Genomic DNA, 14,881 nt, shown 5'->3' on the forward strand with positions numbered 1-14,881 from the left:
AGCCGGGCCGTTGTCGATCCGGAGTGCCCCTTCATTCGGGGACATCGGCTGCACTGCAGCGCAGGGAAGCTCCCCGAATGCAGGGGTACTCAGTCGATGTGGATCCGCGGGAAGTCCGTGCGGTCCGGCAACCCAAGCCGAGCCAGGGTCGCACGGTAGGTGTGCAGTTTCTCCACCTGGTGGTAGCTGTAGTGCGCGGTGGTCACACCCGCTCGTCGGATGGCGTCCGCCCGCCGTTTCTCCCGCTCCAACGAGAAATGCTGTTCCCCGTCAGTTGACCCGTACTTACCCCGTCCGTCCAGCTCAATTCCCTCAATCGTTCCTTCGACGACGAAGTCAACGCGGTAGACGGTCCCGTCTTCGACGGTCACCGCATACTGAGGGATCAGGTCGAAATCGCCGTAGAACACCGACTGCGCCAGGAACTGGGCTTCCATCGCCGACTCGACTGCCGGGGTGGCGCGGTTGACCAGTGTGCGAAGATCGCCGGAACTTTCCTCGCCTCCCAAAAATCGACCGAAGTTCTCCCGGGAGGTCAGTCCGAGGCGAAGCGCGTGACACAGGGCCACGAAACCGGCGCCAAATCCGTGGACCCGGACAAGGTCGGCGATGGTGCGATCCACACTGGTACACCACAGACCGTCCACCATGACCGTGTCCTCCGGAAGCAGCCGACTGTGCAGCTCCGTCAGGCGAGGACCCGTGGTCAGCCTTCTTCCCTGGGATCGCCGGTAGATGTGGTGCCGGCCCGGAACCGACTGATACCGCCACAATCCGTGCACGGCAGCCGCGGAGTATCCGGCGAGTATCCGGCCCCGCGTGGAGCCCACGGACCGGGCGTCCAGGTCGAATCGGCCCCACGGTGGAAGCTCGTCAATGGTCGAGCACCTGGCATACGCGCCCCGGCTGAGCATGCGGATCTCCCGGTGCTTCACCAGCATTCTGAGAACGTGATTGCAGTCCGGAAGATGGGTCTGGTCACTCCGCAGAATGAGACCGTCCGGTCGTTCGATGATCTTCGCGGACCAGGTGGCGACGTTCATGGGCTCCCCTCGAGTCAGTGTGCAGTCACCACTCTTGGACTGTCGCTCGTCCCTGTCGGTTCCCTGATTTCCGGATCACCCCTGCATTCGGGGAGATTCACTGCGCTGCAGTGCAGGGGATGTCCCCGAATGCAGGGTCAGGCAATGCAGGGTCACGCCGCGATCGCCGCAGGCGTCGCCCGAGGGACCCCGCGCAGCGCCACAGCCCAGGCGATGAGCAGCACGATGGCAAGCCACACGAAGTCAGAGACCAGCAGCTTCTCGGTGAAGGTGAGGGCGTGGACCTCGATGCTGTCGCCGTACCACCACTTCGGGGGCTCGTGGAGGACCAGGGCGGTCCAGAGGATGACCCAGGCGCTGAGGAACACCGGGGCCCCGAGGGTGGTGGCGCAGCGCCAGGCGACGACCGGCAGCAGGAGGGTGAGCCACACCCAGTGATGGGACCAGGAGACGGGGGAGATCAGGAGCATGATGACGGCGTTGACCAGGGCGGCGTCGACAAGCATGTCGCGGCGCATGAGCGCGATCATGAACCAGCCGCCGAGGATGATGGTGGCCAGGGACAGGACGAGCCAGATGACGTTGGCCTGGGTGCTGTGTGCGTCGAGGGATTCGGGGGTGAGGTACCAGCGCATGATCATGCCCTTGAGGGAGCTGTTGGACTGGTAGGCGCTGTCGACGCCGAACTCGGATTCGGTGCCCATGCCGAGCAGGACCGAACTGAAGAACTCGACGGTGGCGTCCCAGCGGATCAGGGCGGCGATGCCGGTGGCCGCGAGGGCGGACACGACGGCGGTGAGGATCGCCTTGAGGTCCCTGCGCAGCAGGAAGAACAGCAGCATGGCCAGCGGGGAGATCTTGATGGCGGCGGCGATTCCGATGAGGGTGCCCTGCGGGAGGAAGCGTTTCCGGGGGACGAGGTCGAGGATGACCAGCCCCATGATGACGATGTTGACCTGCGCGAAACCGGCGTTGAGCCACACCGGCTCGATGAGCATCATGCCGGCCCAGGTGACAGTCGTCAGGGCCAGCAGGGAGTCCCGGTCGACGCGGGCGCCCGTCGCGGCCCGGAGGACGAACCACAGGCAGGCGAGCACGAGGGCGGAGGACAGCATGATCATGAGGTCGCCGGCCAGGTCGTGGGTGAGCCACTCACCGACCGAGAGCGGCACGAGGGCCAGGGCCCCGAAGGGTGGGTAGATGAACGGCAGAGCGAGGTCGCCGGCGTACATGGGCACGGCGTACATCTCGCGGCCCTCGAGGAAAGCCAGGACGCCTTCGCGGTAGATGATCATGTCGACGGGGAAGTCGGTGATGAGCATCTGGCGGCCGGTGACGCCGACGCCCGCGACACATCCCAGCACAGCCACCATCCGGAGGATGACGGCGTGGGAGAGTGTCGCGGGCGGTTGACGGAGATCCGGGGAATTCACCCCGATCACCTTAGTCGACCTGGCGGACCGCGCCCTTATCCGCCGAGGTGGCCATCTTGGCGTACGCGCGCAGGGCCGTGGAGACGTGGCGGTCGCGGTGGAGCGGGGTCCACGGCTTGTCCCGGGACTCCATCTCCTGTCGGCGGCGCTCGATCTCCTCGTCTGAGATGTCCAGACTCAGGCGGCGGGTGTGGACGTCGATGGTGATGGGGTCACCGTTCTCGATGAGTCCGATGAGTCCACCGTGGGCGGCCTCGGGGGAGATGTGTCCGACCGAGAGCCCGGAGGTGCCGCCGGAGAAACGGCCGTCGGTGATCAGGGCGCACTTCTTGCCCAGGCCGGCGCCCTTGAGGAAGGAGGTGGGGTGGAGCATCTCCTGCATGCCGGGGCCACCGGCAGGGCCTTCGTAACGGATGACCACGACCTCGCCGGGCTGGACCTCGCGCTTGAGGATGGTGGAGACGGCCTCCTCCTGGCTGTCGACGACCCGTGCCGGGCCGGTGAAGGTCCACAGCTCCTCCTCGACGCCGGCGGACTTGAGGACCGCGCCGTCCGGGGCGAGGTTGCCGCGCAGGACCACGAGGCCACCGTCGACGCTGTGGGCGTTCATGACGTCATGGATGCAGCCGTTGGCGGCGTCGGTGTCCAGGGAGGACCAGCGGTTGGACTGGGAGAACGGCTCGGTGGTGCGCACACCACCCGGGGCGGCGTAGAACAGCTCCTCGGCGGCCTCGATGGCCTTGCCGCCGCGGATGTCCCAGTCGTTGAGCCAGCCGTCGACGGTGTCGTAGGCGACAGTGTGGACGTCCTCGTTGATCAGGCCGGCGCGGCGCAGCTCACCGAGGATGGCGGGGATGCCGCCGGCCCGGTGGACGTCCTCGATGTGGTACGTGCCGTTGGGGGCGACCTTGGACAGGCAGGGGACCTTGTGGGAGATCTCCTCGATGTCGTGGAGGGTGAAATCGATCTCGCCTTCCTGCGCGGCGGCGAGGGTGTGCAGGATCGTGTTGGTCGACCCGCCCATGGCCATGTCGAGTGCCATCGCGTTGTGGAACGCCTGCTTGGTGGCCACGTTGCGCGGCAGGACGGACTCGTCCTCCTCGCCGTAGTAGCGCTGGCACATGTCCACGATCATCTCGCCGGCCTTGGTGAACAGGTCGCGGCGGGCGGTGTGGGTGGCCAGGGTGGTGCCGTTGCCGGGCAGGGAGAGACCGAGGGCCTCGGTGAGGCAGTTCATCGAGTTGGCGGTGAACATGCCGGAGCAGGAACCGCAGGTCGGGCAGGCGGATTCCTCGAGGGTGGTCAGGTCGGCGTCGGAGATGGCCTCGTTCGCGGAGGCGGAGATGGCGGTGATGAGGTCGGTGGGGGCGTTGGCCACCCCGTCGATGACCACGGCCTTACCGGCCTCCATCGGGCCACCGGAGACGAAGATCGCGGGGATGTTGAGGCGCAGGGCGGCGTTGAGCATGCCGGGGGTGATCTTGTCGCAGTTGGAGATGCACACCATGGCGTCCGCGGTGTGGGCGTTGACCATGTACTCCACGGAGTCGGCGATGATCTCGCGGCTGGGCAGGGAGTAGAGCATGCCGGAGTGCCCCATGGCGATACCGTCGTCGACGGCGATGGTGTTGAACTCCTTGGGCACGCCGCCGGCGGCCTGGACGGCGTCGGCGACGATGTCACCGACGTTCTTCAGGTGCACGTGGCCGGGCACGAACTGGGTGTAGGAGTTGACGATGGCGACGATCGGTTTGCCGAACTCGTGCTCCTTGGTGCCGGTGGCCCGCCACAGGGCACGAGCTCCGGAGGCGTTGCGGCCGACGGTGGTGACGCGTGAACGAAGCGGGATCACTGGTTGCTCCTCGGAGAGTAGTTGATGTCGTCGTTGGTCTGACGCTTTCGAGCAGCGTACTCCTCCTTGGTGAGCATGATCTCCTCACCGTCCCGGTTGATGATGACCACCTTCTCGTCGGCGGCCTTCCGGCCGGCGGTGAGCACGTCCGGGATCCGGCCGCGGGAAGCCTCGGCCAGCTTCGGCAGGGAGTTGAAGGAGACACCCGGCATGACGTACTGCTTGCCGTCGTTCGTGGTCGCCAGGGCGCGGGCGCCCTTGAACCCCACCCCGGCCAGGTCGTCCCAGGCGATGGAGCGGCCCGGCCGGAAGGCGTAGATCACCTCGATGCCCTTCTCGCCGACAACGGTGCGGGCCCGGACGATCCAGTAGATGAAGACCAGCGGGATGAGGAACACCCAGAACAGGTACAGCGGGGCGGAGCCGACGACCAGGGCGGCGATGGCGATCATGAGCAGCGCCGCGAGAATGTTGGTCCGTTCAGGCCTGAAATGCACGGATGCGGGTCGCTGAGCAGGGGTGCCGGTGTCAGAACTCATGGCGACCATGCTAGTTCAGGGGGTTGGTGATCTCCCCCTCCGGGGTGGCGGGCGCCGGCGCGGTGTTCGTCGGGGTCCCAGCCGGAGCGGTCGGCGTGGCCGGGGACGGACCGGGCTGCTCGGTCACACCCGGCGCACCCGGAGCCGGGGTTCCCGGGGTGGCGGGGGTCTGCCCGGTGTCCGGAGTCGGTTGTGGGGAGGGCGTCGGCGTCGGCTCCCAGGTCGGCTCGGGGACGACCTCGGTCTCCGGCGGCGTGGACGGCTCCGCCGGGGCGGTCTCCTCGGTGGGGCGCGGCGGGGGAGCGAGGACCCCGTCCTGGCCCTCCCAGGCCTCGCTGGTCTCCAGGGTCAGGCCCTTGAGCAGCAGGAGGAGGAACAGGGCGGCGAAGAGATAGGTCGTCGACGCGCGGACCCGGCCGCCGAGGGAGGCGAAGCGGTGCCAGGCGGAGCCGGACTCCTCGGAACGGAACACCGTTGACGGACCGGAAGTGGCGTCGGGATCATCCGGGTCCGGCGGCGCATCCGGATCCTGGGCGTGCCGGGGTGGGCCGCCGACACGGTCGGGCTCGTCGCCCTGCAGGCCCCGGTCGACGACCGCCGGGTCGCGGCCCTCGGCGTCGGCGAAGCCCGGGGGCGGGGTGGACGCCTCGTCGGTGCGGGATTCGTGCGGTGTAGGGGACACGGGGACGTCGATAAGCGGGGCGGTGGTGAACGCCTTCGTGGTGACGGTGTCCTTCACCTCGCCGGAGGTGGTCGTGGCGGAGCCGTACTCGTCCCAGAACTCGTCGAGGATGGCGGTGCGGATGGCGCGTTCGACCAGCCACTGGGAACCGGCGCGGACCTGGACCATGAAGCGCATGTCCACGGTCCACGGCATGCCCACGGTGGCGGGCGGACTGACGGACACCGCTGGGTGGACGTCGAGGTCCCCGAGGAGTTCGGCGGCGACGTCGGGGCGGTCGAGGGCGCGGCGGGTGGCGGCCTCGGAACGGTCGATGGCCTCCTGCGGATTGTCGGAACCGAGCAGGGGGACCGGCATGATGACGACGGCGCGGGACCAGTAGTTGGAGGAGTTGATGCACACCCGCGCCGTGGAGTTCGGGATGATGACCGTCTCCTGGCGCAGGGTGCGGATGCGGGTGGCGCGCATGGTCACCTGGATGACGGTGCCCTCGACCTCGATGCCGTTGCCCTCGAACCGCACCCAGTCGCCGACGCCGAACTGTTTCTCGGTGAGGATGAAGAAGCCGGCGAGGAAGTCCGCGATGATGGACTGGGCGCCGAAACCGACGGCCGCGGAGGCGACGGTCGCGGGGATCGCCGCGCCCGCCAGGGAGAAACCGAGCACCTGGAGGAAGAACACCAGCAGGACGAAGAAGACGATGACCTGGGCGATGTAGATGGACACGCCGACCAGGGCCAGCCGGGTCTTCGACTCGTCGGCGTCGCCGGACTCCTCGATCTCCCGGTTGATCCAGCGTTGCGCGAACCGGCCGATGCGGGGGACCAGCAGGGCGATGACAAGCAGGATCGCCAGGGACAGTCCCTGGTCGGCGACCCACTGCCAGATTCGGGTGAGCATGTACGACACGGGCATGCCGACCACGATACGACCCTTACCTGTGAGGCGAGTCCGGGGCGTGTATGATCGTGATCATGATCAACATTCGACTTGTGGTAGTACCCTAGCGGCGCTCGCCGTCACGGCCCACCCAGTCGTCTCGACAAGCGCCCTCGACACGCACCCACCATCAGTGCTGTTCGGGGGCTTTGTCATTGTGGTCGCTCTGTAACTCTGTCGTCGACGAACGTCTGTCCGGCGCCTGCCCCTCCACCATCGGGGCCGGGATCCGGTAAGGCACCAGAACTGAAGAATCCTGTGACTTAGGAGCTTGATAACGTGGCAGCTTCGCAACCGCCCTCACCGGCCAGCCTGGCGAACACCGCCAGAAAGAACCCGGGTGCCGCGGACACTCCCGCCCCCGAGCGGATGACCGGCGCCCAGGCGATCGTCCGCACCCTCGAGGAGCTCGGGACCGACATCGTCTTCGGCCTGCCCGGTGGCGCCATCCTCCCCCTGTACGACCCGCTCTACTCGTCGACCAAGCTGCGCCACGTCCTCGTGCGCCATGAGCAGGGCGCCGGCCACGCCGCGACCGGCTACGCCCAGGTCACCGGCAAGGTCGGCGTGTGCATCGCCACCTCCGGCCCCGGTGCCACCAACCTGGTCACCCCGCTGGCCGACGCGAACCTGGACTCCGTGCCCATGGTGGCCATCACCGGCCAGGTCGGCCGTGGTCTGCTGGGCACCGACGCCTTCCAGGAGGCCGACATCCGCGGCGTGACCATGCCGATCACCAAACACAACTTCATGGTCACCGACCCGAACGAGATCCCGAAGGCCATCGCCGAGGCCTTCCACCTGGCCGTCTCCGGCCGCCCGGGCCCGGTCCTCGTCGACGTGCCCAAGGACATCCAGAACGCGGAGCTCGACTTCGTGTGGCCGCCGAAGATCGACCTGCCCGGGTACAAGCCGGTGACCACCCCGCACTCCCGCCAGATCTCCCAGGCCGTCCAGCTCATCGCGCAGGCCGAGCGCCCCGTCCTCTACATCGGCGGTGGTGTGATCAAGGCCGACGCGAACAAGGAGCTGCTGGAGTTCGCCGAGTACACCGGCATCCCCGTGGTCACCACCCTCATGGCCCTCGGCGCGTTCCCGCACTCGCACCCGCTGAACATGGGCATGCCGGGCATGCACGGCACCGTCCCCGCGGTCGGTGCCATGCAGCGCTCCGACCTGCTCATCGCTATCGGCACGCGTTTCGACGACCGCGTCACCGGCGACGTCGCCTCCTTCGCCCCCGAGGCGAAGATCATCCACGCCGACATCGACCCCGCCGAGATCGGCAAGATCCGCGAGGTCGAGGTCCCCATCGTCGGCGACGCGCGCGAGGTCCTCTCCGCCCTGGCCCGGACCTACCGGTCCGCCAAGAACATCGAGCCGCCGGCCATCGGCCCGTGGATCGAGTACCTCGACGACCTCAAGGAGCGCTTCCCCCGCGGCTACGACGAGCAGACCGACGGGATGATCTCCCCGCAGTTCGTCATCGAGACGCTGTCCCGCATCGCCGGGCCGGAGACCATCTACGTCGCCGGCGTCGGCCAGCACCAGATGTGGGCAGCCCAGTTCGTCGACTTCGAGAACCCGCGCACCTGGCTCAACTCCGGCGGCCTGGGCACCATGGGCTACTCCGTGCCCGCCGCCATGGGCGCCAAGGCCGGCCAGCCCGACACCGAGGTGTGGGCCATCGACGGTGACGGTTGCTTCCAGATGACCAACCAGGAACTGACCACCGCCGCCGTCGAGGGCTTCCCCATCAAGGTGGCCCTGATCAACAACGGCAACCTCGGCATGGTCCGCCAGTGGCAGACCCTGTTCTACGAGGGCCGCTACTCCAACACCAAGCTGCGCGAGCAGGGCGAGTACGTCCCCGACTTCGTCGGCCTGTCCGAGGCACTCGGCTGCGTGGCCATCCGTGTCACCCGCGCCGAGGACGTCGCCCCGGCGATCGAGAAGGCCCGGTCCATCAACGACCGCCCCGTGGTCATCGACTTCATCGTCGGCGAGGACGCCCAGGTGTGGCCGATGATCGCCGGTGGCGCCTCCAACTCGGAGATCCAGTACGCCCTCGGGCTGCGCCCGTTCTTCGACGGTGACGAGTCCGCCGCCGAGGAGCCCGCCGACATCGACGAAGCCGTCGACGAGTCCGCCGAGCAGGCCCCCGACCAGGCCGAGCAGAAGGAGAACTAAGCCATGGCGTCCACCGACATCACCCGCCACACCCTCAGTGTCCTGGTGCAGAACACCGACGGCATCATCTCGCGCGTCGTGGCCCTGTTCACCCGCCGCGGCTACAGCCTCGTCTCCATCGTCTCCGCGGACACCGATACCCCCGGCATCAACCGCATCACCATCGTGGTCGACGCCGACGAGCTGGTCATCGAGCAGATCACCAAGCAGCTCAACAAGATCATCCCCGTGCTCAAGGTCGTCCGTCTCGAGGACGAGACCACCATCGCCCGCGCGATCATGCTGGTCAAGGTCAACGCCGACAACCTCAACCGCCCGCAGGTCGTCGACGCCGCCAACATCTTCCGCGCCCGCGTGGTCGACGTCGCCCAGGAGTCCGTGGTCATCGAGGCCACCGGCACCCCGGGCAAGCTCAAGGCGCTGCTGGCCGTCCTCGAACCCTTCGGCATCCGGGAGCTGATCCAGTCGGGTCAGATCGCCCTCAACCGTGGTCCCAAGACCATGGCGCCGTCCAAGTAGTGACGCTGCCGACACCTCAGCAGCACCCCCACAATCCCATCTGGTGGGAAACCTTCGGGTGATTTCCCGCCAGATGGGCGATATATGTCTCATGTTGTGGTAAAAACAACGTGAGTACCTCTGACACACCGAAAGGCGAGAATTTCTCCCATGGCTATCGAAACCTTCTACGACGACGACGCTGATCTGGGTCTGATCCAGGGCCGCAAGGTCGCCATCATCGGCTACGGCTCCCAGGGCCACGCCCACTCCCAGAACCTGCGTGACTCCGGTGTGGAGGTCGTCATCGGCCTGCGCGAGGGCTCCAAGTCCGCCGAGAAGGCGCAGGAGGCCGGCTTCGAGGTCAAGACCAATGCCGACGCCGCCGCCTGGGCCGACGTCATCATGCTGCTCGCTCCGGACACCTCCCAGAAGGAGATCTTCGAGAACGACATCGAGCCCAACCTCAAGGACGGCGACGCACTCCTGTTCGGCCACGGCCTGAACATCCACTTCGACCTGATCAAGCCGGCCGACAACGTCCTCGTCGGCATGGTCGCCCCGAAGGGCCCGGGCCACCTGGTCCGCCGCCAGTTCGTCGACGGCAAGGGCGTTCCCTGCCTCATCGCCGTGGACCAGGACCCGAAGGGCAACGGCCAGGACCTGCTCCTGTCCTACGCCGCCGCCATCGGTGGCGCCCGCGCCGGCGTCATCCCCACCACCTTCGAGGCCGAGACCGTCACCGACCTGTTCGGTGAGCAGGCCGTGCTCTGCGGCGGCACCGAGGAACTGGTCAAGACCGGTTTCGAGGTCCTCGTCGAGGCCGGTTACGAGCCCGAGATGGCCTACTTCGAGTGCCTCCACGAGCTCAAGCTCATCGTTGACCTCATGTTCGAGGGTGGCATCGCCAACATGAACTATTCGGTCTCCGACACCGCCGAGTTCGGTGGCTACCTCTCCGGCCCGCGCGTCATCGACGCCGACACGAAGAAGCGCATGAAGGACATCCTCACCGACATCCAGGACGGCACCTTCACCAAGCGCCTCATCGCCAACGTCGAGGGCGGCAACAAGGAGCTCGAGGGCCTGCGCGACAAGTACGCCAAGCACCAGATCGAGGAGACCGGCACCAAGCTGCGCGATCTCATGAGCTGGGTGAAGAACCCGCTCGACGCCACCGCATAACCACGGCGCCAGCTGCTAAGGCACCGACCACTGTCACAGTGGTCGGTGCCTTTTCTGCTGTCCGGGTCAGCTGTGCAGCAGTCCCAGCAGCTCGCGGCGCAGCTCGGCGGGGACCTCCACCTCGTGGCGCGGTCGGGGCAGGTCGACGGTGATGTCGGCGATGACCGTGGCGTCGGGGCTCGGTGACATCACGAGGATCCGGTCGGAGAGCAGGATAGCCTCGTCGACGTCGTGGGTGACCATGACGACGGTGCGGCGGTTGACCTCCCACAGCTGGAGCAGCTGGAGCTGCAGCTCCCGGCGGGTGAGGGCGTCCAATGCTCCGAACGGTTCGTCGAGAAGCAGGATCTCCGGGTCGACGGCGAAAGCACGCGCGATGCCGACGCGTTGCTGCATGCCGCCGGACAGGCGTGCCGGACGGTGCTCCGCGGCGTGCGAGAGGCCGACCTGGGCGAGATGCCGGTCGGCGATCTCGCGGCGCTCATCGGCCGACAGGCTGGGCCGGGTGGAGCGGAGGCCGAACTCGATGTTGCCGCGCGCGGACATCCACGGCAGGAGGGCGTGGTCCTGGAAGACCACCGCGGAACGGCCGGTGACGGTCACCTCTCCGGTGGAGGGGTTGTCCAGGTCGGCGACCATGGACAGGATCGTCGACTTGCCGCAGCCGGAGGGGCCGAGCAGGGAGACGAACTGCCCCGGAATGATGTCCACGGAGGTGGGGGCGATGATCCGGGTGGAACCGTAGGAACGGGTGATCTCGTCGAGGGTGATGGCGGGACTAGTCATAGCGGACCGTTCTCTGGAGGGCGGCGACGAGGTGGTCGAGGACGAGGCCGGTGAGGCCGATGATGATGATGGCGACGACGATGGCGTCGATGTCGAGGCGGTTCCACATGTTCCACACGAAGAAGCCGATGCCCTGACCACCGACGAGCATCTCGGCGGCGATGATGACCAGCCAGGAGGTGGACAGCGACAGGCGCAGGCCGGTGATGATGCCGGGCAGGGTCGCCGGCAGCCACACCTGGGTGATCTTCAGCCACAGGGGTGTGCCCAGGGTGCTGGTCAGCCGCAGGTAGGTGGGGTGGATGGTACGGACCGCGTCGATGGTGTTGATGAGGATGGGCCACAGGGCGGACAGGACGATGACGAACACGGCGGTGCGCTCGGCGTCATGGAGCAGCGCGAGGCCGATGGGCAGCCATGCCAGGGGAGAGACCGGACGCAGGATCTGCACGAGCGGGTCGACCGCCCAACGCAGGATCTGCAGCCGGCCGAGGAGGAACCCGAGCGGGATGGCGATGAGCGCGGCCAGCAGGAAGCCGGTGAGCACCCGTCGCAGCGAGGTCACCAGGTGCCAGAAGATGCCCACACTGGCGGGGCCGTCCCGGTAGAAGGGATCCGAGAGGATCTCGACGCCGCGGTTCCACACCCCGACCGGGGTCGGCGCGATCTCCGCGAGGGAATCCGCCGCCAGGTGCCACACACCGACGCCGATGACGAACAGGAGCAGACCCAGTGCGCCGGCGCGCACCCGGGCACTCACGCCAGCCCCCAACGGGTGACCTGCTCGGCCATCCAGGCGGTGGCCTGCGGGTCGGTGGCGTCGCCGAAGTGGATGCGCTCCGGGTCGACGATCTCCTCGCCGTTCCAGTTCCGGTAGCGGCCCTCGAAGACCGGCTCGATGAGGGCGGCCGGCTGGTTGAGGTACTTCTCCTGCGACAGCGTCGCCGCCGCCGCAGCGTGGTTGCCGGGGGCGTTGAGGAACCCGCTGGCCTCGGCGAGTGCCTCGGTGATGAGCGTGGCCTCGGCGGGGTGGGCGTCGAGCCAGTCGGTGCCCATGGACACGGAACAGCAGGGGTGGCGGTCCCACCACTCCTTGGTCATGTGCAGGACGCGGCCCGCCCCGGAGATCAGGGCGCGCTGGTTGAAGGGCTCCGGGCCGACGAAGCCGTCGATGCCGCCGACCTCCAGCTGGGCGACCATGTCCGCCGGGCGCAGCAGGCGCAGCTCCAGGTCGGCGACGGGGTCGACGCCGGCGTTGACCAGGGCGTCGCGAAGCAACAGGGCGTGGATGGAGTACTCGAAGGGGATGCCGATGACGCGGCCCCGGAGATCCGGCAGGCCGCTGATCTCGGAGTGGAGGTCGGAGGCGATGGTCAGGGCCTGACCGTTGGTGTTGAGGGTGTAGGCCAGCGTGGTCGGGCGCGACGTCGGGGTCACCGCCATCGGGGCGAGCATGTGGGTGACGTGGAGCTGGCCGGTGAGGAAGGAGGACCACAGCTCGGACCAGCCGGCGTACTTCTTCAGCCGTACATCGAGGCCACGGCGGGCGAAGGCGCCGGAGGCGTCGGCCTGCAGCAGGGGAGAGGAGCAGGCGATGGGGACGTAACCGATGGTGAGGGCGTCACCGGCGGCACCCGCGGGCATCGGATCGGCCGAGAGGGTACGCCCGGCGACCAGGCCCAGGGACCCGAGGGCCGCGGCGCCGAGGAAACTCCGGCGGGAGAGCAGGGACACGACACGACCTCCAGGCCGGCTAGACAGATTGGTCTTTAAATGATCGGGCCTACTGTACAGAGTGGTACACACCGCGTCGACATTTCATTCATCCGCCGGGTCCGTCCGGACAGTGACGCGGTGGGAAGGGGGCAGGCCAGGAACCGGGACCGCACCCCGCAGGCGACCGGGCATGCCCCGGTCTAGACTCGTCGCCATGGGTTTCACCACGCCGAGCTACGACCTCCCCGACCTCATCGCACGCATTGACCGGGGCGATCTCCAACTGCCCGACTTCCAGCGCGCCTACGCCTGGGACGTCGACCGCATCCGTGCTCTGCTGGTCACCGTCCTCCGCGGCTACCCTGTGGGATCCTTCCTCGCCCTGGACACCCGCGACGCCCCCGTCCGCTTCCGGCCCCGCCCGATCACCGGCGCTCCGGACACCGGGGCCGCCCCCGGCCTGCTCCTGCTCGACGGTCAGCAGCGACTGACCACCCTGTACCACTGCCTCGTCGGCGACGGCAGCGTGGACACCGTGGACTTCCGCTCCAAGCGCATCCGCCGCACCTTCTACGTCGACGTCGCCCGCGCGGTCGAGGCCCAGGTCATGCCCGACGAGGCCGTCTTCGCCGTCGATGAGGAGGGGATGGTCAAGTCCCACTTCGGCCCCGAGATTCCCGGCGGCATCACCGACCGCGATGCCGCGGTCGCCGCCGGGTGCGTGCCCGTGTCGTCCCTGCTGTGGGAGTCCGGCACCGACCTGCTCTTCGACCTGGCGGCCGAACGTGCCGCGATGCGGGAGAACGTCAAACGCTTCTATGACCGGGTGTCCAAGCCGCTGACCGCCTATGACATCCCGATGATCCGCCTCAACCGCGAGACCGCCCAGACCGGTGTGGGCTCCATCTTCGCCCAGGCGAACTCGGCGGGCCTGCAGATGGACGTCTTCGAGCTGCTCACCGCCGTCTTCGCCACCCAGGACCCCGACTTCCGGCTCTCCGACGACTGGGACGAGACGAAGGCGTACCTGCGCCGCTACCCGGCACTCGACGACATCGACCGCACCGACTTCCTCACCGCCGTCTCCCTGCTGGTCACCGCCCGTCGGGGGCACGCCGCCGGCCAACGCGAGGACATCCTCAACCTCACCCTGGAGGAGTACCTCACCGCCCGGCACCAGCTGCGCGTGACCTTCCGGGAGGCCGCCGAGTTCCTCTCCCAGCGCTGCATGTTCACCCCGGCGCAGGTGCCCTACACCGCCCAGCTGATCCCCCTGGCGGTCATCTTCGCGGTCCTGGCGGACCATCCCCGCTCCCTGGCGTCCACGGTGGCGTGGGACAAGCTCAACCAGTGGTTCTGGAGCGGCATCTTCGGCGAACTCTACGGCTCGGCGGCCGTCATCCACCGCTCGGCCCGCGACGTCGACGAGGTCACCGCCTGGATCGCCGGCACCACGGACACCGTGCCCAAGACCGTCCGGGACGCCAGCTTCTCCGAGTCCCGCCTGTTCTCCGTGCGGGAGAACTCCGGGGTGTACAAGGGCATCTACGCCCTGCTCATGGGTCGGGGAGCCCGGGACTGGCGTACCGCCCAGCCCTTCGACCGCTGGACCTTCCAGGACCTCAGCCCCGGATTCCACCGGGTGTTCCCCCTGGAATGGTGCGCCGAGCAGGGCGTGGACACGGTCCTGGCGAACAGCGTCCTCAACCGCACGCCCATGGGCAAGCGCACCGAAGTGGTCATCGACGGCTACTCACCGGCCCGCTACCTCAGTCGTGTCCAGTCGAAGTCACTCATGGAGGACTCCGAGTTCGACACCGTCCTCAGCTCCCATGAACTCAACCCGGACCTGCTCTTCCAGGGTGACATGCGGGCGTTCCTCCGCGACCGCCGCGCCCGCTTCCTCGGCATGATCGAGCACGCCATGGGCGCCCCGGTCATCCGGGACGTCGATGACGCGGACTACTCCGGCGGTGACGAGGGGCCGAACGCCTTCGCCGGGTGAGACGTGCGCCATA

General features: G+C 67.9%; 12 protein-coding genes. 4 read left to right on the plus strand and 8 right to left on the minus strand.

The window, feature by feature from the left end; all coding sequences use genetic code 11:
- Positions 1–89 precede the first annotated feature (89 nt).
- The 5 genes from QP029_RS10040 to QP029_RS10060 form a co-directional block, all read right to left on the minus strand.
- A complete protein-coding gene (locus QP029_RS10040) occupies positions 90–623 on the minus strand; it encodes a hypothetical protein (protein WP_284874174.1) in 534 nt (177 codons plus the stop codon).
- 572 nt (positions 624–1,195) lie between these two features.
- Entirely contained in the window at positions 1,196–2,476 is a 1,281-nt protein-coding gene (locus QP029_RS10045; RefSeq protein ID WP_284874175.1) for a glycosyltransferase family 87 protein, read from the minus strand.
- A 10-nt stretch (positions 2,477–2,486) separates the two neighbouring features.
- Complete coding sequence (ilvD, locus tag QP029_RS10050) at positions 2,487–4,328, minus strand: dihydroxy-acid dehydratase (RefSeq protein ID WP_284874176.1); 1,842 nt, start codon at positions 4,326–4,328, stop codon at positions 2,487–2,489.
- Positions 4,325–4,867 (minus strand): PH domain-containing protein, encoded by a 543-nt coding sequence (locus QP029_RS10055; RefSeq protein WP_349293707.1) that lies wholly within the window; start codon positions 4,865–4,867, stop codon positions 4,325–4,327. Before QP029_RS10055 ends, ilvD begins: the two co-directional genes overlap by 4 nt.
- Before the next feature lie 10 nt (positions 4,868–4,877).
- Positions 4,878–6,464: a mechanosensitive ion channel family protein gene (locus tag QP029_RS10060; RefSeq protein ID WP_284874178.1), complete on the minus strand. Its 1,587-nt coding sequence runs from the start codon at positions 6,462–6,464 to the stop codon at positions 4,878–4,880.
- Between the two features lie 393 nt (positions 6,465–6,857).
- Here QP029_RS10060 and QP029_RS10065 point away from each other — a divergent pair, with 393 nt between their 5' ends.
- The 3 genes from QP029_RS10065 (at position 6,858) to ilvC (ending at position 10,361) form a co-directional block, all read left to right on the plus strand.
- On the plus strand, positions 6,858–8,678 hold the full coding sequence (locus tag QP029_RS10065) for an acetolactate synthase large subunit (RefSeq protein ID WP_284876223.1): 1,821 nt from the start codon (positions 6,858–6,860) through the stop codon (positions 8,676–8,678).
- A gap of 3 nt (positions 8,679–8,681) precedes the next feature.
- On the plus strand, positions 8,682–9,197 hold the full coding sequence (ilvN, locus tag QP029_RS10070) for an acetolactate synthase small subunit (protein ID WP_284874179.1): 516 nt from the start codon (positions 8,682–8,684) through the stop codon (positions 9,195–9,197).
- Positions 9,198–9,347: 150 nt separating this feature from the next.
- Positions 9,348–10,361 (plus strand): ketol-acid reductoisomerase, encoded by a 1,014-nt coding sequence (gene ilvC, locus QP029_RS10075; RefSeq protein WP_284874180.1) that lies wholly within the window; start codon positions 9,348–9,350, stop codon positions 10,359–10,361.
- Between the two features lie 66 nt (positions 10,362–10,427).
- Here ilvC and QP029_RS10080 read toward each other — a convergent pair whose 3' ends face one another.
- From QP029_RS10080 to QP029_RS10090, 3 genes are read right to left on the minus strand one after another with little or no spacing between them, the layout of a single operon-like run.
- Positions 10,428–11,147, minus strand: a complete 720-nt coding sequence (locus tag QP029_RS10080; RefSeq protein WP_284874181.1) for an ABC transporter ATP-binding protein — start codon at positions 11,145–11,147, stop codon at positions 10,428–10,430.
- On the minus strand, positions 11,140–11,907 hold the full coding sequence (locus tag QP029_RS10085; protein WP_284874182.1) for an ABC transporter permease: 768 nt from the start codon (positions 11,905–11,907) through the stop codon (positions 11,140–11,142). The genes QP029_RS10080 and QP029_RS10085 overlap by 8 nt, the downstream gene beginning before the upstream one ends.
- Positions 11,904–12,881, minus strand: a complete 978-nt coding sequence (locus QP029_RS10090; protein ID WP_284874183.1) for an ABC transporter substrate-binding protein — start codon at positions 12,879–12,881, stop codon at positions 11,904–11,906. Before QP029_RS10090 ends, QP029_RS10085 begins: the two co-directional genes overlap by 4 nt.
- 196 nt (positions 12,882–13,077) lie before the next feature.
- Here QP029_RS10090 and QP029_RS10095 point away from each other — a divergent pair, with 196 nt between their 5' ends.
- Positions 13,078–14,868, plus strand: coding sequence for a GmrSD restriction endonuclease domain-containing protein (locus QP029_RS10095; RefSeq protein WP_284874184.1), 1,791 nt, complete (start codon positions 13,078–13,080; stop codon positions 14,866–14,868).
- The last annotated feature ends 13 nt before the right edge of the window (positions 14,869–14,881 follow it).

It is taken from the genome of Corynebacterium suedekumii, from assembly GCF_030252185.1.
Lineage (GTDB): Bacteria > Actinomycetota > Actinomycetes > Mycobacteriales > Mycobacteriaceae > Corynebacterium > Corynebacterium suedekumii.